Here is a 20,385-nt window from a genome sequence, read left to right on the forward strand (position 1 = left end):
CGGGGCACGCATGGACAAGCTGCTGGTCGGGGGCGGGCGCCGGCTGGAGGGCGAGATCCGCGTCTCCGGCGCCAAGAATGCGGCGCTTCCCATCCTCGCCGCGACCCTGCTGGCGGACGAGCCGGTGTCCATCGGCAACGTGCCGCACCTGCAGGACGTCACGACGACGATCGAGCTGCTCGGCCGCATGGGCGTGGGCGTGACGATCGACGAACACATGCGCGTCGAGGTCGATCCGCGGGGGATCCGGGATTTCGTCGCGCCCTACGAACTGGTGCGGACGATGCGCGCGTCGATCCTGGTGCTGGGGCCGCTCCTGGCCCGCCACGGCCGGGCCGATGTCTCGCTGCCCGGCGGCTGCGCGATCGGGGCGCGCCCCGTGAACCTGCATATTGCCGGACTGCGGGCGATGGGCGCCCAGGTGCAGATCGAGGACGGCTACATCCGCGCCCAGGCCGACCGGCTGCGGGGCGCCCGGATCGTGCTCGATACGGTCACCGTCACCGGGACGGAAAACCTGTTGATGGCGGCCACGCTCGCCGACGGCGAGACGGTGCTGGAGAATGCAGCGCGTGAGCCGGAGGTCATCGACCTGGCGGACTGCCTGGTGGCGATGGGGGCGCGCATCGAAGGCGCCGGGACCGATACGATCATCGTGCAGGGTGTCGAGCGGCTCGGCGGCACGGCCTACGATGTCCTTCCGGACCGGATCGAGACCGGGACCTACCTGGTGGCCGCGGCCATGACCGGCGGGCAGGTGCGCCTGAATCATGCCCGGCCCAGCCATCTCGACGCGGTGCTGGCGAAGCTGGCCGAGGCCGGGGCGAAGGTCTCCAGCGGCGCGGACTGGGTCGAACTCGACATGCGCGGCCGGCGACTGGTTTCGGTCGATCTGCGTACCGCGCCCTATCCGGCTTTTCCGACCGACATGCAGGCCCAGTTCGTGGCGCTGAACGCCGTGGCCCAGGGCACGGCGACCATCGTCGAGACCGTCTTCGAGAATCGCTTCATGCACGTCCAGGAAATGCAGCGCATGGGCGCGGATATCCGGCTGGAAGGCAATACCGCGGTGGTGCGCGGCGTCAAGCAGTTGCAGGCCGCACCGGTGATGGCCACCGACCTGCGCGCGTCGGCGGGCCTCGTGCTGGCTGCCATGGTGGCCGACGGCGAAACGCTCATCGACCGCATCTACCATATCGACCGGGGCTACGAGCGCATCGAGGAGAAGCTGTCCCAGCTCGGCGCCTCGATCCGGCGCGTGCCGAGCGCCAGGCGGGCACGCCCGGCGGCCGAAACCTAGGGTCGCGACGGCCTCTCGGTGACTTCGGCCTCGACCCGGAACGGCCGGCCGAGCCGGCTGCCGCCCAGGATCACCTTCGTGCCCGGTTTCATCGCCGCGATACTGCGCAGCGCGTCCTGCCAGACCACCACCGGCTCGTCGTTGACGTGCGTGATGACGTCGTTGGCCCGCAGCCCCGCGCGGTCCGCCGGGCTGTCCGGCTGGACCGTCGTCAGGATGATGCCGTAGGCGTCGCGCAGCCCGAGCGCGCGGGCCTGGTCGGGCGTCAGCGTCTGGGTCCCGACGCCGAGCCAGCCGCGGATCACCCGGCCATGCTCCAGCAGGTCTTCCATCACGCCGCGCACGAGGTTGATGGGGATGGCGAAGCCGATGCCCTCGGAATCCAGCCGGCGCGAGAAGAAAGCCGTGTTGATGCCGACCAGTTCCCCCCGCGCGCTCACCAGCGCGCCGCCGGAGTTGCCGACGTTGATGGCCGCGTCGGTCTGGATGAAGTTTTCGAACTGCGACAGGCCCAGCTGGCCGCGGCCGGTGCCGCTGATGATGCCCTGGGTCACGGTCTGGCCGATGCTGAAGGGATTGCCGATGGCGAGCACGACATCGCCCACGCGTAACTGGTCCGAGCGACCGACGCGGATCTCCGGCAGTCCGTCCAGCTCCACCTTCAACAGCGCGATATCGGTATCGGGGTCGGTGCCGACCAGGTTCGCAGGCGCCATGCGCCCATCCACCAGCACGACCTGGAGGTCCTGCATGCCCGCGATCACGTGATGGTTCGTGATCACGTAGCCGGCGGAATTCATCACGACGGCGGAGCCGAGGCTGCTGGTCGCCTGGCTCTCGGCGAAGCCGGCCGGCGCAGTGGGTCGGCCGACCAGGTTGGCCACGGCGGGCGCCGTTGCGGCGACGGCGCCCGCGTAGGAATCGGGTTGCGCGTCGCTCCCGCGCATGGGGTGCCCGGCGGGTAGCAGGTCGGGATAGAGAAATACGATGACGAAGGCCGCGGCCAGGCCGACGACGGCTGACTGGAGCAGGAAATTCAATGTTTGCCGGAAATTGCTCATCTTCGACCTGGCGCAGAAAGGCGTCGCTGCACGGACACGCAACACGGCATTATAGGCAGGCCGGTGTCCCCAGCGGCAGGATACCGGGATTCCGTGGAGGCTGGTGCGGCTGCGCGCGGCCGGCGGCCCCCCGCGTGCAGTAGGCAGTTCCAAAGTCCGATGTGTATAATTCACCGATTGCCCAGCCGAACCGTCAGTACCCCAGGGTCATGACCGGTTCGCCGGCCCTTTACCCCAGGATAATGTTCCAGGAGTCAACCCGGGATGAGTGATGGTGTAGATCTTGGCCGCCGCCGTTTTCTGGGCGCGGCCACGGGGGTCACCTCGGCCGTCGGAGTCGCTTTTGTAGCCGTGCCTTTTCTCGCTTCGTGGAAGCCGAGTGCACGCGCCCAGGCTCTCGGCGCGCCCGTCGAGGTGGACATCGGCAAGCTGGAGGATGGCGCGATGCTGCGCGTCGAGTGGCGCGGCAAGCCGGTCTGGGTGCTGAAACGCACGCCCGAGATGATCGAGCGACTCGCGGCAGCTGACGACATGGTCCGCGATCCGAACTCCGTGGAACCCCAGCAGCCCGGTTACGCCGCCAACCAGCACCGCTCCATCCGGCCCGAAGTGCTGGTCGTGATCGGCTCCTGCACGCACCTGGGCTGTTCGCCGATGGCGCGTTTCGAGCCCGGCACCCCGGACCTCGGCGCCGACTGGCCCGGCGGGTTCTTCTGCGCCTGCCACGGCTCGAAATTCGACCTCGCGGGGCGAGTCTGGCGCGGTGTTCCGGCGCCCCTGAATCTCGTGGTGCCGCCGCACCAGTACATCAACGAGTCGACGATCCTGGTCGGCGTGGACACGGAGGCCGCGTGATGGGTGCTTCGGCAGACAAGAACGCGGCCGGCGCGGGCCGGGACGAGGGCGGGCTGTCCGGCTGGTTCCGCAAGCGCTTCCCGTGGGACCAGTTGATGGACGACCACGTCACCGGTTACTACGCGCCAAAGAATTTCAACTGGTTCTACGTGTTCGGCTCGCTGGCGCTGCTGGCCCTCGTCATCCAGATCGTCACCGGCATCTTCCTGACGATGAGTTACAAGCCGTCCGCGGCGGAAGCCTTCAATTCCGTCGAGTACATCATGCGCGACGTGGAATGGGGCTGGCTGATCCGCTACATGCACTCCACCGGCGCCTCGCTGTTCTTCGCGGTCGTCTACATCCACATGTTCCGCGCGCTGCTCTACGGCTCCTACCAGAAGCCGCGCGAGCTCATCTGGATCTTCGGCATGCTGATCTACCTCTGCATGTCGGCGGAAGCGTTCTTCGGCTACCTGCTGCCCTGGGGCCAGATGTCCTACTGGGGCGCCCAGGTGATCGTGTCCCTGTTCGGCGCGCTGCCGGTGATCGGCGAACCGCTCGTGGAGTGGATCCGCGGCGATTACTTCATCTCCGACGTGACGCTGAACCGCTTCTTCGCGCTGCACGTGATCGCCCTGCCGCTGGTGCTGCTGGGACTCGTCGTGGCCCATATTCTCGCGTTGCACGAAGTCGGCTCCAACAACCCCGACGGCGTGGAGATCAAGAAGCACAAGGGTCCGGACGGCAAGCCGCTGGACGGCATTCCGTTCCATCCCTACCACACCGCGAAGGACGTGCCGGCCTGGATCATCTTCGCCATGGTGTTCGCGCTGATCGTGTTTTTCGCGCCGGAAATGGGCGGTTTCTTCCTCGAGTACGCCAACTTCGAGCCGGCCAACCCGCTCAAGACGCCGGATCACATCGCGCCCGTGTGGTACTTCACGCCCTTCTACGCGATTCTTCGCGCGGTGCCGGACAAGCTCGGCGGCGTGCTCCTGATGGGGGCGGCGATGTTCGCCTTGTTCCTGCTGCCCTGGCTGGACCGCAGCCCCGTGCGCTCCATCCGCTACAAGGGCCCGCTGTTCAAGATCGCGCTGACCGTCTTCGTCATCAGCTTCGTGATGCTCGGCTGGCTCGGACTGCAGCCGGCCACGACGGTCTACACCATTCTCGCGCGCGTGTTCACCATTCTCTACTTCGCGTTTTTCGTGTTGATGCCGATCTATTCGAAAATCGACAAGACAAAAACGCCACCTGACAGGATCACCTACCATGGTTAGGCGCTCCCTCATCGCTCTGCTCGCCACGGCGTCACTTGCGGCGCCGGGTCTCGTCTTCGCTGCGCCGGCCGGGCCGCTGCAGTCCGCCAACGTGGATGTCAGCAACCAGGCCTCGCTGCAGCGCGGCGCGAAGCTGTACATGAACTACTGCGCAGCGTGTCATTCGCTGCAGTACGTGCGTTACAACACGCTCGCCGAGGGCCTCGGGCTGACCATCGAGCAGGTCGCCGAGAACCTGCAGTTCGCCGGCGGCACCCAGCACGACCAGATCCGCATCGCGATGCCCGCCGACGCGGCGGCCACGTGGTTCGGCCTGCCGCCGCCCGACCTTTCGTTGATCGCGCGTTCGCGCGGCACCGATTACGTCTACACGTTCCTGAAATCCTTCTATGCCGATCCTGGCCAGCGTGCGACCGGGGCGAACAACCTCGTCCTCGCCGGCACGGCCATGCCGCATGTGCTCTGGCCGTTACAGGGCATCCAGGAGGCCGTCTATCGACAGGAAACGGGGCCCGATGGCACCTCGCGCGAGGTTTTCGACCGCTTCGAACTGGTGGAGCCCGGTTCGATGTCGCCGGAGGAATTCGACCAGGCCGCGCGCGACATCACGGCCTTCCTGTCCTGGGCCGCCGAGCCCATGCAGCTGGAGCGCAAGCGCCTTGGCATCATCGTGCTGCTGTTCCTGCTGGTGCTCTTTACGTTCTCCTGGCTGTACTACAAGGAACTCTGGAAGGACGTGAAGTGATCCTCTGACGAGCGGGCATCCACCGCAGGCGAGGCAACATGACCCTGTTTTCGAATCCGACCTGTCCACACAGCCATCGCGTCCGTATCGTACTGGCAGAGAAAGGCATCAGCCTCGACGTGGTGGACGTGGAGACGGCGAGTCTCCCCGAGGACCTCCTCGACTTGAATCCCTACAACAGCGTGCCCACGCTCGTGGACCGCGACCTCGTGCTGTATGACTCCCGCGTGATCGCGGAATACCTGGACGAGCGCTTTCCGCATCCGCCGCTGATGCCGGTCGATCCGGTCAGCCGCGCCCGCTTCCGGCTCGCGCTCTACCATATCGAGCGTGACTGGTATTCGCTGGTGGACGACCTGGAGCGCGGCGACAAGCGGACCGCCAACCGGGCCCGCAAGACCTTGCGCGAAAGCCTGCTGTCCAGCGCGGAGTTGTTCGGCGTCAAGCCGTTCTTCATGAGTGAAGAGTTTTCTCTCGTGGACTGCAGCATCGCGCCGATCCTGTGGCGCCTGCCGCGCTGGGAAGTCGACCTCCCGCCGACTCATGCGCGCAACATCATCAAGTACGCCGAGATGCTGTTCAGCCGCCCGTCATTCCGCGTCAGCCTGACCGAACTCGAACAAGAGATGCGCCCCTGACCAGCAACGACCAGACTCGCCGGCCGCGGCGGCCGTACCTGCTCCGGGCGATGGTGGAATGGATTTCCGATAACGGGGAAACACCGCACATCGTCGTGGATGCGGCGCAGGAAGGCGTGCAGGTCCCGTCGCAGCATGTGCGGGACGGCAAAGTCGTGCTCAACATCGGCGGGACCGCCACCCAGGGCCTCGACATCGGCAACGAGTTCGTGGAATTCAGCGCGCGTTTCGGCGGCGTGCCGTTTCCGGTGCGCATTCCGCTGCGCGCCGTGCTGGGCGTCTACGCACGCGAGTCGGGCGAGGGCATGATTTTCACGGACTCCGAGGGCGATCCGCCGCCCGGCAACGATGGCGGCGACGGCGACGATTCCGGGCCGCGCAAGGGGCCGCCGAAGCTCAGCGTCGTCAAGTAGACTCACGCTCCCGGGGGCGCATGCCGGGAAGGGCAGGGGTACCTGCCGGCCGCGGCGGCGGCCCGAACCACGCAATCAAGCTCCATGTGCCGCTCTAGCCAAGCTGCGATTTCAGCAACTGCTTCGGCCTGGTTTGGATACAACCCATGGTCGGCGCCCGGATACACGACCAGTCGATGCCCGACTGCCGCTGATCGATGATGTCTCGTGGGAAGCGCCGCGGGGTGTCATCCCCTCGCCGAGCGGCATAAGAATTCCAAGCGAGGCGAGGGGATGACAGCGCGCGCCGCGGTCGGGCGTGACCGGCGCGTCAGGCCGGGTCAGGCAGCGACTTGCCGGGATTCAGGATGCCGTCGGGATCGAACACGTCCTTGAGCCGCCACATCAGCTCCAGCGTGTCGGGATCGATCTCCAGCCCGACGAACGGCCGCTTGCTGCGACCGATGCCGTGCTCACCGGACAGCGTGCCCTGCAGGGCCAGGACCAGGCGGAAGACCTCGTCGACACAGGCGTGCATCCGCTCAAGCTCAGATTCGTCCCCGAGCACATTGACGTGGAGGTTGCCGTTGCCGGCATGACCGAAGCTTACGATCCGGACACGATGCCGGTCTGCGAGTTGCGCCAGTCCGTCGGTCAGTTCCGGGATGCGCGACACGGGCACCACGACGTCTTCGTTGATCTTCTTCGGCGCGAGCCGACGCAGGGCCGGCGACAACGCTTTCCGTGCGGCCCACAGGGCGCGCGCTTCGGCCGGGGAATCCGCGGCACGCCATTCCAGCAGCCCGTCGCCGGCCGCCGCCCGCTGGAGCGCGTCGATCGCTGCCGGGAGCTGGGCTTCGAGGCCGTCCGCCTCGATCATCAGCAACGCCCCGGCGCCGGGTGGCAGGTCGACGGGCTCGGCGTCGCGCAGCAACGCGAGGGCCGCGCCGTCGAGGAATTCCAGGACGCGCGGGACGACGGGTTGCGCCATGATCCGGCTGACGGCAGCCGCCGCCGCGCGCATGTCTGTGTAGACGGCGCGCAGCGTGGCGATGCGTTCCGGCAAGGGGCTCAGCTTCAGTGTGGCCTCGGTGATCACGGCCAGCGTGCCTTCGGAGCCGATGAGCAGGCGCGTGAGATCGAGGCCGACGACGCCTTTGGTCGTCCGGCAGCCGCTCCTGATGATGCGGCCCTCGCCCGTGACGGCCTCGAGCCCCAGCGTGTTTTCGCGCGGTGTGCCGTACTTGAGTGCACGCGGCCCTGCGGCGTTGCAGGCCAGGTTGCCACCCACCGTGCAGTACTCCGCCGAACCGGGATCGGGCGGCCAGAAGAAGCCTCCCGCTCCCGCCGCAGCCTGGAGGGCGCCGTTGGTCGCCCCCGGCTGCACGACGGCGAGGCGATCGTCCGCATTGACCTCGAGAATCGCGGCCATGCGCTCCATCGAGAGGACGACGCCGCCTTCTTCGGGGACGGCCGCACCGGTGGTGCCCGAGCCGCGCCCCCGGACCGTAAGAGGGAGACCGAAGCGGCGGCAGGCCAGCACCACCTCGCGCACGGCCGCCGTGTCCTGCGGCAGCGTGACGGCGACCGGCAGCGCCTGGGCGCGGCTGTTGTCATAGCCGTAGGTCCAGCAGTCCGCCGGGTCGATGAGCACGTTGTCGGCGCCGATGGCGGCCCCGAGTGCTGCACTGATGTCCTGTTTCGACGCCATGCGGGTCAATGCTCCGTCAGGAGGCGCAATCGAAGGCCGCCCGGATCCAGTGCGGATGGTCTTCGCCGTCCGGCCCCGAGATTAACACCGCGTCGAAGCGGGCAGGCCGTTGCGCCTCCCGCGGGTGGGTCATGAGGAAATGGCGCGCGGCCGCCACGAGGCGCCGCTGTTTCGCGGGACCGATGCTCGCGGCGGCTCCACCAAAGGCGCTGTTCCCCCTTGCACGCACCTCGATGAACACCAGGCTGGCGCCGTCATGCATCACGAGATCGAGTTCGCCGAGCCGACAGCGGTAGTTGCGCGCCAGCAGGGACAGTCCCCGCGATTGCAGGAAACGCAGCGCGGCGTCCTCGGCCGAGCGGCCGCGCGCGAGGCTCATCCCCCCGGGGGAGCGCCGGCCTCGGGTGCGGGCTCGCCCATTGCGTCGAGCGCGAGTCCGGGCGCGGGCTCGGGAAGCGGCGCCGGCTCGACATCGCCCCGCCTGAAGCTTCCCCAAGCGAGTTCGCGTTGTATGCGGCCGTCTTCTCCGAGCCGCAACACGCCGGTCGCACCATCCATGCCGTCCTGCAGTCTTTCACTCTGGTTGTTCAGCAGCGGCACGAGACGGTAGGCGTCAAGGCCGAACGCGTAGAGCCGGCCGTTGCGGGCCAGGGCGCCGTCGCCAAAAGCCGCGAATTCGGCCATGAGTTCGACGTCATCGGCACCCACCCGCCACGGCATGTCGGCGAACAGGACGCCGTTCAGTTCCGACAGGTCCCGGCGCGCCGGATCGTAGATCGAGGATGTCGCATACACCGGCAGGTCGCCGGCGTAATGAAAGCGCAGCTGCGGGCGGATCAGCACGCCGTCTGCAGCGCGGGCAGCGAGAAAAATGAAGTCGGCATCCTGTCGCCGCCGCGGTTCGTATTCGAGACGACGGCCGAGCGCCGCCTGGAGTTGCTGGTGGCGGGCGCGGCTCTCGTTGATCAGCAGCAGGCGCGTGATCTCGGCGGAGAAATCGCTCGCGCGGGGATCGAACGCCTGCCACCCGAGCACTTCGCCACCCCCCGCCCGGAAGGTGGCGATAAAGCTTTCCATGATCCGGCGACCCTGTTCGGTGTCGTGGGCCAGGGCCAGCGCCCGGCCGTGTCCTTCCGCGAGGGCGCGACGGGCGACGGCGGCGGCTTCCTGCTCCGGGGCAAGCGCAAACTGGAAGACATGACTCGGCAGCACCGTGTCGTTCTCGGTCCAGTTCAGCGCCAGGGTGGGTACGACAGGCAGCTCGGCGCCTCCGAGCTCCTCCAGTTCTTCCTTGAGCAGGGGGCCGACGATGAAGTCGGCGCCGTTCCCGGCCGCCTGCTCGTAGGCGCCGGTCGTGCCAAGTGCCGTGGTGTCGTAGATGCGCAGCGACGGGCGCTCTCCTTCGCCGCCCTGGGCCAGGTAGGCCGCCACGAAGCCGTCGCGGATCGCGGCCGCGGCTGCGGCCTGGCGTCCGCCGAGCGGCAGCAGCAAGGCCACCTGGCGGGGATACTCGGTGAGTGCCCGGTATTCGTCCTGCAGCATCGTCACCAGCTCGGGGGCGGCGGGATGCCAGGGGTATCTCGCCAGCCATTCATCCAGCGTCGTGCGCAGCTGGAAGGCGTTGCCGGACGCAGCGGCAGCCCGCCGGCCCAGGTCGAGCCAGCCGGCGACGACGGGCCCCGTCTCCGGGGTCGGCTCGAGCGAGACCCCGGCGGCGATCGCTTCCTGCATCCTGTTCCAGATGCGCCGCTGGTTGGCGGCGCGGGCGGCGGGATCCTCGAGCAATGTCTCCCGCTCCACCAGCGCCTCCACGCCGGTGGCGGGCAGCCCCGCGGCGAAGGCCGCGTCGGCGCGCAACAGCAGCAGTTCCGCCGCGAGCGGGTCGTCCGCGCCCGTCGGCAGTTCCGCCAGCCGCGCCAGGGCCTCGGCAGGGAGGCCGTCGGTCATCAGCTGGCGAGCCTCGGCAAGCGCCTCGCGGGCGGCGACCTCCGGCGCGCGCAGCTCGTCTTCGCTTGGTCCGCGCTCGAACAGGCCGGGCCCGCAGCCGGCCAGCAACAGGCTCGCCGCCGCCAGGGCGAGCCAGGTTTGCGCGGTGCGTAGCGAGCGATGCAGCATGCGAGGTAGTTTCCAGTGCGGGCGTCATGAGCGGAAGGGCGATTATAGTGGCAAAAACACCAGGTACGCTTTGGATCGTCGCAACGCCGATCGGCAATCTCGAGGACCTCTCGCCGCGCGCGCAGCGGGTGCTCGACGAGGCGGACCTCGTACTTTGCGAGGACACCCGCCACAGCGGGCGGTTGCTCGCGGCTTTCGGCCTCAGGGCGCGCCTGGCCGCAGTGCACGAGCACAACGAGGAACAGGTGACGCCCGAGCTGGTGGCGCGGCTGCTGGCCGGGGAGATGATGGCGTTGATCTCCGACGCGGGCACGCCGTTGCTCAGCGATCCGGGTTTCCGCCTCGTGCGCGCCGCGGCCGAGGCGGGCGTGACGGTCAGCCCGGTGCCGGGCCCGTCGGCCGTGCTGGCGGCCTTGTCCGTGGCGGGCCTGCCGACCGACCGGTTCGTCTTCGAGGGTTTCCTGCCCGCGCGCCAGGCGGCGCGACGCGCGCGGCTCGATGCGCTGTCCGAGGAAAGCCGGACGCTGGTGTTGTTCGAGGCGGGCAACCGGGTGGGGGCGCTGCTTTCCGACGCGGCCACGGCCCTCGGTCCGGAGCGACGCGCCACCGTCGCGCGGGAACTGACGAAACTTCACGAGACCCTCTACCGCGGTACGCTCGATGAGCTCGCCACGCGCCTCGCTGCGGACCCGGATGCGCACAGGGGCGAAGTCGTCGTGGTGGTCGCCGGCTGCGCGCCGGCCGCGGCGCGCGAGGGCGACGAAGCGCTCCTGGGGCGGTTATTGCCCGCGCTCCTCGAGGAGCTTCCGCCGAGCCGGGCCGTGCGGATCGCGGCGAAGCTCAGCGGCGTGCCACGGCGGCGCGCCTACGAGATCGCGCTGCGCCTAGGCGTCGAGGAATAGAGCGATCGACCCGACATGGCTCCGTGATCGATGCGTAGCGTGGCCGACGGGATCGATGACCAGCGCTCTCTGCATGCCCGGAGGCGTACAATGAGCGGCGTGGGAGTCGGCCGGACAGTCGCTCCGGCCTTGCGCCGGGGAGGAAAGTCCGGGCTCCGCAGGGCAGGGTGCCAGGTAACGCCTGGGGGGCGCGAGCCTACGGAAAGTGCCACAGAAAACATACCGCCTAAGCGCTTCGGCGCCGGCAAGGGTGAAAAGGTGCGGTAAGAGCGCACCGCGCGGCCGGTAACGGTTCGCGGCACGGTAAACCCCACTCGGAGCAAGACCAAATAGGGAAGCAAGCGGGTTCGCCCGCAGCGCGCGGCCCGCGCGTGTTTCCGGGTAGGTCGCTCGAGGCGCACGGTGACGTGCGTCCCAGATGGATGACTGTTCCCGACAGAACCCGGCTTACAGGCCGGCTCCCACGCTTTACCCTGGGCTTTATCTAAAGTAGTTCGACAGGAAAGCGATTTAACTGACTGATTTTTAGCCATACAGTGAGGCCCGATCTCCCTTTCACTAATGCAGCTAAGTCCCGGTAGCTAAAAGAAAATTCTTGCCTCAGGCGGTTGACGGGGGGCAAACCGGTTCATATAGTGGCGCCAAGTGGGAAGAAGTGGGAATAAATGGGAGCATGCTCCCTCGGGCCACCAGTATGTTTCGCGGCGCCAATCGAATTTCGCTGGATGCCAAGGGTCGCCTCGCGGTCCCGACGCGCTATCGCGCGCGTATCGAAGAGCGTTGCAGCAACCAGCTCATCATCACGGTCGACCGCGATTACTGCCTGCTGGTGTACCCGCTGCCCGAGTGGGAGGACATCGAGCGGCGTCTTGCCCGCCTGCCGACGCTGGACCGCCAGGCCCGCCGCCTGCAGCGCCTGATGGTCGGCCACGCCACCGAGGTGGACCTCGACGGCCAGGGCCGCATTCTCCTGCCGAAGGAATTGCGTGAATTCGCCGGCATCGATCGCCAGGCCATGTTCATCGGCCAGGGCAACAAGTTCGAGATCTGGGACGAGCAACGCTGGGACGAGCGCCGTGACCAGTGGTTGACAGAGGAGTCCGCCAACGAGGGCGGGCTCGCGGCTGAACTCGAAACGTTCAGCTTCTAGTGGAGCCGGGCGCCACGGAACACGCGCCGGTGCTCCTCGGGGAGGCGCTGGAGGCCCTCGCCCCGCACGCGGCAGGAAGCTACCTGGATGCCACCCTCGGGCGAGGCGGGCATACGGCAGCGATCCTCCAGCAATTGGGCGAGGCGGGCAGGGTACTGGCCGTGGACCGCGATCCGGACGCCGTCCGGGCGGGGCAGCGGCGGTTCGCCGGGGATGAGAGGGTGTCGATCGTCAGGGGGAACTTCGCGGAGCTGGAGCAGATCGCCGCGCAGGCCGGTTTTTCGGCCGGCTTCGACGGCGTGTTGCTCGACGTCGGCGTGTCCTCGCCACAGCTCGACGACCCGGCGCGCGGGTTCAGCTTCATGCGCGACGGCCCGCTCGACATGCGCATGGATCCGGACGCGGGGCGCAGCGCGGCAGACTGGCTCGCGACCGTGTCCGAGCGCGACCTGGCGCGGGTGCTGTTCGAATATGGCGAGGAACGTCATGGCCGGCGCATCGCCCGCGCGGTCGTGACGGCTCGGGAAGTGACGCCCATCCGCAGCACCGGCCAGCTGGCCGAGCTGATCGCCGGGGCGGTGCCGGGACGCGAACCGGGCAAGCACCCTGCGACGCGCAGCTTCCAGGCGATCCGCATCTGCATCAACGACGAGCTCGCGGCGCTCGATGCTGCGCTCGAGGCGTCGCTGGCGTTGCTCAAGCCCGGCGGGCGGCTCTGTGTCATCAGCTTTCATTCCCTGGAGGACCGGCGCGTCAAGCGATTCATCCGCCGCCATGCCGAGGTCGCGGAGCCGTGGCGCGGGCTGCCCGATATTCCTGCCCATGCGCGCCCCGTGCTGCGCCCCGTCGGCAAGGCGGTCCGCGCCGGCGCGGCGGAGATCGAGGCCAACCCGCGCGCCCGCAGCGCCGTGCTGCGCGCGGCCGAGAGGCTGGCCGCATGAAGGCCGCGCACGCCGTTCCGCTGGCGATCCTGCTGGCCCTGGCGATCGTGGTCTCCGCCGTCGCGGCCGTGGATGCCCGGCACAAGGCCCGCCAGCATTTCATCGAGCTGCAGGCGCTCAGCCGCGACCGGGACGAGCTCAACATCGAGTGGAGCCAGTTGCAGATCGAGCGCAGCACCTGGGCGGCGCATGCCCGGGTGGAACAACTTGCCCGGGAGAAGTTGTCGATGCGCGTGCCGGCGCGCGCGGACATCGAGGTGGTCAGCCCATGAGACGGCGGAAGAACCAGGGCGAGTTCCACCGGCGCTTCCGGCGCCGCATGCTGGTGGCGGGCGTGCTGTTTGCCGTGCTCGGCGTGTCGCTGGGCGCGCGCGCCGTCAACCTGCAATTCGTCGACCAGGCGTTCTTCGCGCAGCAGGGCGACGCCCGGCAGGTGCGGCGCGTGCAGATCGCGGCGCACCGGGGTTCGATCACCGATCGTCGCGGCGAGCCCCTGGCGGTCAGCAGTCCGGTGGACAGCGTCTGGGCGAACCCCGGCGAACTGCTCTCCTCGCCCGGGGATATTCCGCGCCTGGCCGCCGCCATCGGCCGGGACGCTGAATGGCTCGCGCGGACTGTCAATGCGCAGTCCGACCGCGAGTTCCTCTACCTGCGGCGTCACCTGCCGCCGGCGGAGGCCCGCGCCGTGCGGCAGCTCGGTATCCCCGGGGTCTACCTGCAACGCGAGTACCGGCGTTTCTACCCGGCGGGTGAAGTGATCGGTCATGTGCTGGGCTTCACGAATATCGATGACGCGGGCCAGGAGGGACTGGAGCTCGCCTACGATCACTGGCTGGCCGGCCAGCATGGCGAGAAGCGCGTCCGCCGCGACCGGCTCGGCAACACCATCGAGGACGTGGAGAGCGTGCGCGAGCCACGGCCCGGCCGCGACCTGCGGCTCAGCATCGACCTCAGGATCCAGTACCTGGCCTACCGGGAACTCAAGCGCGCGGTACAGGCGCATCGCGCCCAGTCGGGTTCCATGGTCATTCTCGACGTGCGCAGCGGCGAAGTGCTGGCGATGGTGAACCAGCCGAGCTTCAACCCGAACGACCGCAGCCAGTTGTCCGCCGAGCGCTATCGCAACCGTGCGACCAACGACATTTTCGAGCCGGGCAGCAGCATCAAGCCGCTGATCGTCGCGGCGGCCCTGGACAGCGGGCGGTTCGACGCGGATTCGACGATCGACACGGGACCGGGCTGGATGACGGTCGGCACCAAGACCATCGAGGACAAGAGCAATCTCGGCGAGATCGATCTCTCCACCTTGCTGGTCCGCTCCAGCAACGTCGGCGCGTCGATGATGGCGCTGGCGCTGGACCCCGAGCAGTTGTGGCAGGGACTGCGGCGCTTCGGTCTCGGCGAAGTCTCGGCGACGGGGTTTCCCGGCGAGTCGGCGGGTGTGCTCATGGAGCCCGACCTTTGGCGGCCCATCGGCCAGGCCACGCTGGCCTACGGCTACGGCTTGTCCGTGACGCCGCTGCAGCTGGCGCATGCCTACGCCATTCTCGGCGCCGGCGGACGCGCCGCCCCGGTGTCGTTGCTGGCGCTGGACGACCCTCCGTCCCGCCGCCCGTCGATCGATCCGGGCATCGCGAACACCGTGATGGCGATGATGGAGCCGGTGGCCAGCGCGCGCGGCACGGCGCCGAAGGCGGCGATTCCCGGCTACCGCGTCGCGGGCAAGACCGGGACGGCGCGCAAGTTCATGGCCGGCGGTTACCACGAGGACCGTTATCTCTCCGTCTTCGCGGGGGTGGCGCCGGCCTCCAGTCCGCGCCTGGCGGCGGTCGTGCTCATCGACGAACCGTCCGCGGGGGTGTTCTACGGTGGCGAGGTGGCCGGGCCGGTATTCTCGCGCGTCATCGGCGACGCGATGCGCATCCTCGGCATTCCGCCCGACGACGACGAGCAGTCCAGGTCCGTGGACAGCATCGTCCAGGCGATGGGACGGCCATGATGACCGCCACCGCCATGTCGCCGGGAATGACGCTGGGCGAGCTGATGGGCGATGCCGCGCCGGCCGCGCTTGCAACCCGCCGGGTCGCGGATCTCGCGCTGGACAGCCGCAGGGTCGTGCCGGGGAGCCTGTTCCTCGCCGTACCCGGCACGCGGGAGCATGGCCTGCAGCATGCAGCAGCCGCCGCGGCGGCCGGCGCGACGCTGGTCGCGTGGGAGCCGGCCGATGGCGTGTCCGCAACCGTCCTGCCGGCGGGCTGCGAAGCATTTCCGGTACCCGGCCTGCGCACGCGCCTGGGCGCGCTGGCGGATCGTTTCTTCGGCGAGCCGTCGCAGCGGCTCGCGGTGGTCGGTGTCACCGGGACCAATGGCAAGACGACCTGCACCCACCTCGTGGCCGGTGCGCTGGAACGGCTCGGGCGCCGGACCGGGGTCATCGGGACGCTGGGCAGCGGTCCGGTGGGCGCCCTGCGTGCCGCCACGCTGACCACCCCGGACGTGATCGAGGTGCATCGCACGCTTGCGGAGTTCGTCGGCCAGGGGCTGCAGGCGGTGGCGATGGAAGTGTCGTCGCATGCACTGGACCAGGGCCGGGTGGATGCGGTGCGGTATGCCGTCGCCGCGTTCACCAACCTGAGCCGCGACCATCTCGATTACCACGGCGATCTCGAGACCTACGCCGAATGCAAGGCGCGCCTGTTCCTGGCGCATCGTCCCGCCGCCGGCGTCGTCAACGTGGACGACGAGTTCGGTCGGTCGTTGTTCGCGCGCCTGGGCGAGGCGACCCGCGGCATTGCCGTAGGCCGGGAGGCAACGGGTGACGGCGATACCGTCCGGCTGGTGCGCGTGGAGGCCCGCGAGGACGGACTCGCCGTGCAGCTCGCAGGGGCCTTCGGCGAGGTCGGACTGCGCTCGCCGCTGGTCGGGGAGTTCAATGCGGAGAACCTCGCGCTGGCCTTCGCCGTGCTGCTGGCGCTCGACGCAGATGCGTCTGCTGCGGCCGAGGCGCTCGCGGATGTGCCGGCCCCGGCCGGCCGGATGGAGGCTTTCGCCGATCCGGCGAGCGACGTGCTGGCGGTGGTCGACTACGCGCATACGCCCGATGCGCTGGCCAAGGCGCTGGCCGCGCTGCGAAGCCACTGCCGCGGCCGGCTGTGGTGCGTGTTCGGCTGCGGCGGGGAGCGTGACCGGGGCAAGCGGCCCGAGATGGGCCGGGTCGCGGCACAACTCGCCGACGAGCTCGTCATCACCGACGACAATCCGCGCGGGGAAGACGGCCGGTCGATCGTCGCCGACATACTCGCGGGCATCGACGATGTCGGGGCGGTGCGCATCGAGCGCGATCGCGCCGCCGCCATCCGCCAGGCTCTGGGGGCGGCGCAGCCCGGCGATGTCGTGCTGATCGCCGGCAAGGGGCACGAGGAAGTGCAGCTCGTGGCGGGAGAGCGACGCCCCTTCAGCGACCGTGTGCTGGCGGCGTCGTTGACCGGGGGTGCGTTGTGATCCGCGGCACGCTCGGCGAACTGGCCCGCGTGCTCGGCGCGACGCTCGTCGGTCCGGACCGTGACTTCGCGGGCGTCTCCACGGATACGCGCGCCCTCGAGCCCGGCCAGCTGTTCGTGGCCCTGCGCGGGCCGAACTTCGACGGGCATGCCTTCGTCGCGGAGGCCCAGCGGCGGGGGGCTGCGGGCGCCGTCGTCGATACGGCGCCGTCGGCTGAACTGCCGTGGCTGGGCGTGGCCGACACGCTCGCGGCCCTGGGCGGAATCGCCGCCGACTGGCGCAGCCGCTTCGACGTGCCGGTAGTGGCCGTGACGGGCAGCTACGGCAAGACCACCGTCAAGGAGATGATGGCGGCCATCGCCCGGTCGCGCGGTGAGATCCTGGCGACCCGCGGCAACATGAATAACGAGATCGGCCTGCCGCTGACACTGTTCCGCCTGGATCGCCAGCATCGTGCCGCGATTCTCGAGCTGGGCGCCAACCATGGCGGCGAGATCGCGCGCATGGCGGCGATCTGTCGTCCTTCGGTGTCGATCGTGACCGCCGCCGGTCCCGTCCACCTCGAGGGCTTCGGCAGCGTGGAGGGCGTGGCGCGGGGCAAGGGCGAGATATTCGCCGGCCTGCCGGAGGACGGCGTGGCTGTGATCAACGCCGACGATCCGTTCGCCTCCCTGTGGCGCGAAATCGCCGGGTCGCGCCGCCAACTCACGTTCGGTCTCACGCCGGACGCGGAGTTCCGTGCGGAGGCCGTGCGCCAGTCGCTGGACGCCGCCGGCCCGGTGCTCGAGTTCCGCATGGTGACGCCCGACGGCACGGCAGACGTGCGCATTGCGCTCCCCGGACGGCACAACGCGTTCAATGCGCTCGCGGCTGCCGCCGCGACCTGGGCGGCCGGCTGGTCGCTGGACGAGATCGTCGCGGGGCTGGCGGCCGTGGCCGGGACGAAGGGCCGGATGAGCCTGCGCAAGGCGCGCAGCGGCGCGTTGCTGATCGACGACACCTACAACGCCAATCCGACCGCGCTCGAGGCAGCGATCGATTACGCCACGGCGTTGCCCGGCGACACCTGGCTGGTGCTCGGCGACATGCTCGAGCTGGGGCCGGAGGCGGCCCAGTTGCATGCCGCCGCGGGCCGGTACGCGCGAGACCGGGGAGTCGCGCGCCTCTATGCGCTCGGCCCGGAATCGGCCGCCGCGGTGGAGGCGTTCGGGGCGGGTCGGCACTTCGAAGATGCGGAGGCCCTGGCGGACGCCCTCGAGGAAGACCTGCCAGGCGATGTGAACCTGCTGGTGAAGGGCTCGCGTTCCATGCGCCTGGAAGCCGTCGTCGAGCGCCTGGCCGCCGAGGAGGTCCGCTAGATGTTGTTGTATCTCGCAGAGTACCTGGCGCGCTTCGAAAGCGGCTTCAACGTGTTCCAGTACCTCACCTTCCGCGCCATTCTCGGTGCGCTGACGGCGCTGGCGATCTCCCTGCTGGTCGGTCCCTGGATGATCCGCCGGCTGACCTTCCACCAGATCGGCCAGCAGGTGCGCAGCTACGGACCCGAATCCCACCTGCCCAAGGCGGGCACGCCGACCATGGGCGGCGCGCTGATCCTGGTGTCGATCACGATATCGACCCTGCTCTGGGCGGATCTCGCCAATCGTTTCGTGTGGATCGTGCTCGGCGTGATGATCGGCTTCGGCATGATCGGTTTCGTCGACGACTACAAGAAACTGGTGGTCGGCGACAGCCGCGGGCTCGCGGCGCGCTGGAAGTACCTGTGGCAGTCGGTCGGGGCACTGCTCGCGGGGATCGCGTTCCTCTCCACCGCGGTGGATCCGTCGGTCGAGCAGGCCCTGATCTTCCCCTTCTTCAAGAACCTGGTCCTGCCGCTCGGCGTGGTCGGCTACCTGGTGCTGGTCTATTTCGTCATCGTCGGCTCGAGCAACGCCGTGAACCTCACGGACGGGCTGGACGGTCTCGCGATCATGCCCACCGTGCTGATCGGCGGCGCGCTCGGGCTGTTCGCCTGGGTCACCGGCAACGCGGTGTTCTCCAGCTACCTCGGCATTCCCTTCGTGCCGGGCACCGGCGAGCTGCTGGTCTTCTGCACCGCGCTCACCGGGGCCGGGCTCGGTTTCCTCTGGTTCAACACCTACCCCGCGCAGGTCTTCATGGGCGACATCGGCGCATTGTCGCTCGGTGCGGCGCTCGGGACCGTCGCCGTGGCCGTGCGGCAGGAACTGGTGTTCTTCGTCATGGCCGGAGTGTTCGTGCTCGAGACGGTCTCGGTGATCCTGCAGGTCGCGTCTTTCAAGCTGACCGGGCGACGCATCTTCCGCATGGCGCCCATCCATCACCACTTCGAACTCAAGGGCTGGGCCGAGCCGAAAGTCATCGTGCGCTTCTGGATCATCACGGTGGTGCTCGTCCTGTTCGGCCTCGCGACGCTGAAGGTCCGATGAACACGCGCACCGCCACCCGCTCCTCCGCGAAGCCTTCCGCCGGCGCGCCCGTGCTGCTGGTCGGGCTCGGCGCGACGGGTGCGTCGTGTGCGCGTTACCTGGCCGGGCTCGGGCAATCGGTCCGCGTGGTGGACAGCCGCGCGACGCCGCCCGGACTGGCCGGGCTGGGCGAGCTCAGGGAAAGACTCGACCTGCGGCTCGGGAGCTTCGATCCGCGTGCCCTCGACGGCGTGGCCGAGGTGGTCGTGTCGCCGGGCGTTTCGCTGCAGGAGCCGCTGCTCGTGGAGGCGCGCAAGCGGGGGCTGTCGCTGCTCGGCGATATCGAGATGTTCGCCCGCGTGGCGCCCGCACCGATTGCGGCGATCACCGGCTCCAACGGCAAGAGCACCGTCACGACGCTGGTCGCGGCGCTGGCCGCGGCCGGGGGACTGGACGTGCAGGCGGGCGGCAACCTCGGCATCCCCGCGCTGGACCTGCTGGCGGACGAGGTGCCCGACCTGTATGTCCTGGAGCTGTCCAGCTTCCAGCTCGAGACCACCGACTCGCTGCGCCCGCGTGCCGCCTGCGTGCTCAACCTCTCCGCCGATCACATCGATCGCCACGGCAGCATGGCGGCTTACGCGAGCGCCAAGGCCCGCATTCTCGTCGGCGCGAGCACGGTGGTGCTGAACCGGGACGATCGCCTCGTCATGGCGATGTGGGACGGGCGCACGCCCTGCATCCGCTTCGGTCTCGGGGCGCCGGCCGAGGGCGAATACGGCCTCGTCGAGACCGCGGCGGGCGCGGTGCTGGCACGCGGCGAGCGGCTGTTGATCCCCGCCGAGCGCCTGCGGATCCGCGGACGGCACAACCTGGCGAACGCGCTGGCCGCGCTCGCCATGGTCGAGGCGCTGGGCATCGAGCCGGGCGACGTGCTCGAGGCCCTCGCCGGGTTTCCCGGGTTGCCGCATCGGGCCCAATGGGTGGCCGAGCGGCGCGGCGTGGCCTTCGTCAACGACTCGAAGGCGACCAATGTCGGCGCCGCCGTCGCGGCCATCACGGGGACCGAAGGCCCGGTGGTGTTGATCGCCGGCGGCGACGGCAAGGGGGCGGACTTCAGCCCGCTGCTGGACGCGGTCGAGGGCCGGGCGCGCGCCGTGGTGCTCCTGGGTCGCGATGCGCCGCAACTCGAGCGCCTGCTGGCCCCGGCCTGCCCGGTCGTGCATGCGGACGGCATCGAGGCTGCGGTGACGGCGGCGGCGGAGCTGGCCGAGCCGGGCGACACGGTGCTGCTGTCGCCGGCCTGCGCCAGCACCGACATGTATCGCGACTACACGGAGCGCGGCGACCGCTTCGCGGCCGCCGCCCGGGCCTTGCCGTCATGAG

At 69.2% G+C, this 20,385-nt stretch carries 19 protein-coding genes and 1 other RNA gene; 16 read left to right on the plus strand and 4 right to left on the minus strand.

The annotated features are described in order from the left end of the window. Positions 1-10: 10 nt before the first annotated feature. Positions 11-1,300, plus strand: a complete 1,290-nt coding sequence (murA, locus tag G6032_RS02355; protein WP_165280526.1) for a UDP-N-acetylglucosamine 1-carboxyvinyltransferase — start codon at positions 11-13, stop codon at positions 1,298-1,300. Here murA and G6032_RS02360 read toward each other — a convergent pair. Continuing rightward, on the minus strand, positions 1,297-2,361 hold the full coding sequence (locus G6032_RS02360; RefSeq protein ID WP_165280527.1) for a trypsin-like peptidase domain-containing protein: 1,065 nt from the start codon (positions 2,359-2,361) through the stop codon (positions 1,297-1,299). The genes murA and G6032_RS02360 overlap by 4 nt on opposite strands. A 264-nt stretch (positions 2,362-2,625) precedes the next feature. Between G6032_RS02360 and petA the strand changes: the two genes are divergently transcribed. The 5 genes from petA (at position 2,626) to G6032_RS02385 (ending at position 6,274) form a co-directional block, all read left to right on the plus strand. Next, complete coding sequence (gene petA / locus G6032_RS02365) at positions 2,626-3,216, plus strand: ubiquinol-cytochrome c reductase iron-sulfur subunit (RefSeq protein WP_165280528.1); 591 nt, start codon at positions 2,626-2,628, stop codon at positions 3,214-3,216. Positions 3,217-3,311: 95 nt separating this feature from the next. Then, the gene (locus G6032_RS02370) at positions 3,312-4,478 is read left to right on the plus strand and encodes a cytochrome bc complex cytochrome b subunit (protein ID WP_240901919.1); all 1,167 of its coding nucleotides are present in this window, start codon (positions 3,312-3,314) and stop codon (positions 4,476-4,478) included. Then, positions 4,471-5,223, plus strand: coding sequence for a cytochrome c1 (locus tag G6032_RS02375; RefSeq protein ID WP_165280530.1), 753 nt, complete (start codon positions 4,471-4,473; stop codon positions 5,221-5,223). Before G6032_RS02370 ends, G6032_RS02375 begins: the two co-directional genes overlap by 8 nt. Positions 5,224-5,261: 38 nt before the next feature. After that, positions 5,262-5,861, plus strand: coding sequence for a glutathione S-transferase N-terminal domain-containing protein (locus G6032_RS02380; protein ID WP_165280531.1), 600 nt, complete (start codon positions 5,262-5,264; stop codon positions 5,859-5,861). After that, positions 5,858-6,274 (plus strand): ClpXP protease specificity-enhancing factor, encoded by a 417-nt coding sequence (locus G6032_RS02385; RefSeq protein ID WP_276610809.1) that lies wholly within the window; start codon positions 5,858-5,860, stop codon positions 6,272-6,274. The genes G6032_RS02380 and G6032_RS02385 overlap by 4 nt, the downstream gene beginning before the upstream one ends. 310 nt (positions 6,275-6,584) lie before the next feature. Here the strand turns inward: G6032_RS02385 and G6032_RS02390 are convergent, their stop codons facing one another. The 3 genes from G6032_RS02390 to G6032_RS02400 are packed head-to-tail and all read right to left on the minus strand — an operon-like array spanning position 6,585 to position 10,079. Next, positions 6,585-7,964, minus strand: coding sequence for an FAD-linked oxidase C-terminal domain-containing protein (locus G6032_RS02390; protein WP_165280533.1), 1,380 nt, complete (start codon positions 7,962-7,964; stop codon positions 6,585-6,587). A 16-nt stretch (positions 7,965-7,980) separates the two neighbouring features. Beyond that, positions 7,981-8,343: a YraN family protein gene (locus G6032_RS02395; protein WP_165280534.1), complete on the minus strand. Its 363-nt coding sequence runs from the start codon at positions 8,341-8,343 to the stop codon at positions 7,981-7,983. Next, positions 8,340-10,079 carry a penicillin-binding protein activator gene (locus tag G6032_RS02400; RefSeq protein WP_165280535.1) on the minus strand — a complete coding sequence of 580 codons (1,740 nt, stop codon included), beginning with the start codon at positions 10,077-10,079 and terminating at the stop codon, positions 8,340-8,342. Before G6032_RS02400 ends, G6032_RS02395 begins: the two co-directional genes overlap by 4 nt. A 47-nt stretch (positions 10,080-10,126) precedes the next feature. On the opposite strand from G6032_RS02400, the gene rsmI reads away from it, so the two are divergent. From rsmI to murD, 10 genes are all read left to right on the plus strand, one after another. Continuing rightward, positions 10,127-10,981 (plus strand): 16S rRNA (cytidine(1402)-2'-O)-methyltransferase, encoded by an 855-nt coding sequence (gene rsmI, locus G6032_RS02405; protein ID WP_346763742.1) that lies wholly within the window; start codon positions 10,127-10,129, stop codon positions 10,979-10,981. A gap of 102 nt (positions 10,982-11,083) precedes the next feature. Continuing rightward, positions 11,084-11,447, plus strand: an RNA gene (gene rnpB / locus G6032_RS02410) — RNase P RNA component class A. 228 nt (positions 11,448-11,675) lie between these two features. After that, the gene (gene mraZ / locus G6032_RS02415; protein WP_165280595.1) at positions 11,676-12,131 is read left to right on the plus strand and encodes a division/cell wall cluster transcriptional repressor MraZ; all 456 of its coding nucleotides are present in this window, start codon (positions 11,676-11,678) and stop codon (positions 12,129-12,131) included. Continuing rightward, on the plus strand, positions 12,131-13,072 hold the full coding sequence (gene rsmH / locus G6032_RS02420; protein ID WP_165280537.1) for a 16S rRNA (cytosine(1402)-N(4))-methyltransferase RsmH: 942 nt from the start codon (positions 12,131-12,133) through the stop codon (positions 13,070-13,072). Before mraZ ends, rsmH begins: the two co-directional genes overlap by 1 nt. Further along, positions 13,069-13,344, plus strand: coding sequence for a cell division protein FtsL (gene ftsL / locus G6032_RS02425; protein ID WP_165280538.1), 276 nt, complete (start codon positions 13,069-13,071; stop codon positions 13,342-13,344). The genes rsmH and ftsL overlap by 4 nt, the downstream gene beginning before the upstream one ends. After that, positions 13,341-15,071 carry a penicillin-binding protein 2 gene (locus G6032_RS02430; RefSeq protein ID WP_165280539.1) on the plus strand — a complete coding sequence of 577 codons (1,731 nt, stop codon included), beginning with the start codon at positions 13,341-13,343 and terminating at the stop codon, positions 15,069-15,071. Before ftsL ends, G6032_RS02430 begins: the two co-directional genes overlap by 4 nt. Continuing rightward, on the plus strand, positions 15,068-16,573 hold the full coding sequence (locus G6032_RS02435) for a UDP-N-acetylmuramoyl-L-alanyl-D-glutamate--2,6-diaminopimelate ligase (RefSeq protein WP_206211746.1): 1,506 nt from the start codon (positions 15,068-15,070) through the stop codon (positions 16,571-16,573). Before G6032_RS02430 ends, G6032_RS02435 begins: the two co-directional genes overlap by 4 nt. Next, positions 16,570-17,931 (plus strand): UDP-N-acetylmuramoyl-tripeptide--D-alanyl-D-alanine ligase, encoded by a 1,362-nt coding sequence (gene murF, locus G6032_RS02440; protein ID WP_346763743.1) that lies wholly within the window; start codon positions 16,570-16,572, stop codon positions 17,929-17,931. The genes G6032_RS02435 and murF overlap by 4 nt, the downstream gene beginning before the upstream one ends. Beyond that, positions 17,932-19,020, plus strand: coding sequence for a phospho-N-acetylmuramoyl-pentapeptide-transferase (gene mraY, locus G6032_RS02445; RefSeq protein WP_165280540.1), 1,089 nt, complete (start codon positions 17,932-17,934; stop codon positions 19,018-19,020). Beyond that, a complete protein-coding gene (gene murD, locus G6032_RS02450) occupies positions 19,017-20,384 on the plus strand; it encodes a UDP-N-acetylmuramoyl-L-alanine--D-glutamate ligase (protein WP_165280541.1) in 1,368 nt (455 codons plus the stop codon). Before mraY ends, murD begins: the two co-directional genes overlap by 4 nt. Position 20,385: the final 1 nt, after the last annotated feature.

The sequence above is a fragment of the Wenzhouxiangella sp. XN24 genome, assembly GCF_011064545.1.
Classification (GTDB): Bacteria; Pseudomonadota; Gammaproteobacteria; order Steroidobacterales; family XN24; genus XN24.

Coding starts and splice junctions, on each gene's coding strand:
- murD (WP_165280541.1), top strand. CDS start 19,017: ATGAACACGCGCACCGCCACCCGCTCCTCCGCGAAGCCTTCCGCCGGC.
- petA (WP_165280528.1), top strand. CDS start 2,626: ATGAGTGATGGTGTAGATCTTGGCCGCCGCCGTTTTCTGGGCGCGGCC.
- G6032_RS02380 (WP_165280531.1), top strand. CDS start 5,262: ATGACCCTGTTTTCGAATCCGACCTGTCCACACAGCCATCGCGTCCGT.
- G6032_RS02375 (WP_165280530.1), top strand. CDS start 4,471: ATGGTTAGGCGCTCCCTCATCGCTCTGCTCGCCACGGCGTCACTTGCG.
- G6032_RS02430 (WP_165280539.1), top strand. CDS start 13,341: ATGAGACGGCGGAAGAACCAGGGCGAGTTCCACCGGCGCTTCCGGCGC.
- G6032_RS02400 (WP_165280535.1), bottom strand. CDS start 10,079: ATGCTGCATCGCTCGCTACGCACCGCGCAAACCTGGCTCGCCCTGGCG.
- G6032_RS02360 (WP_165280527.1), bottom strand. CDS start 2,361: ATGAGCAATTTCCGGCAAACATTGAATTTCCTGCTCCAGTCAGCCGTC.
- mraY (WP_165280540.1), top strand. CDS start 17,932: ATGTTGTTGTATCTCGCAGAGTACCTGGCGCGCTTCGAAAGCGGCTTC.
- mraZ (WP_165280595.1), top strand. CDS start 11,676: ATGTTTCGCGGCGCCAATCGAATTTCGCTGGATGCCAAGGGTCGCCTC.
- murA (WP_165280526.1), top strand. CDS start 11: ATGGACAAGCTGCTGGTCGGGGGCGGGCGCCGGCTGGAGGGCGAGATC.
- G6032_RS02395 (WP_165280534.1), bottom strand. CDS start 8,343: ATGAGCCTCGCGCGCGGCCGCTCGGCCGAGGACGCCGCGCTGCGTTTC.
- G6032_RS02390 (WP_165280533.1), bottom strand. CDS start 7,964: ATGGCGTCGAAACAGGACATCAGTGCAGCACTCGGGGCCGCCATCGGC.
- G6032_RS02435 (WP_206211746.1), top strand. CDS start 15,068: ATGATGACCGCCACCGCCATGTCGCCGGGAATGACGCTGGGCGAGCTG.
- ftsL (WP_165280538.1), top strand. CDS start 13,069: ATGAAGGCCGCGCACGCCGTTCCGCTGGCGATCCTGCTGGCCCTGGCG.
- G6032_RS02370 (WP_240901919.1), top strand. CDS start 3,312: ATGGACGACCACGTCACCGGTTACTACGCGCCAAAGAATTTCAACTGG.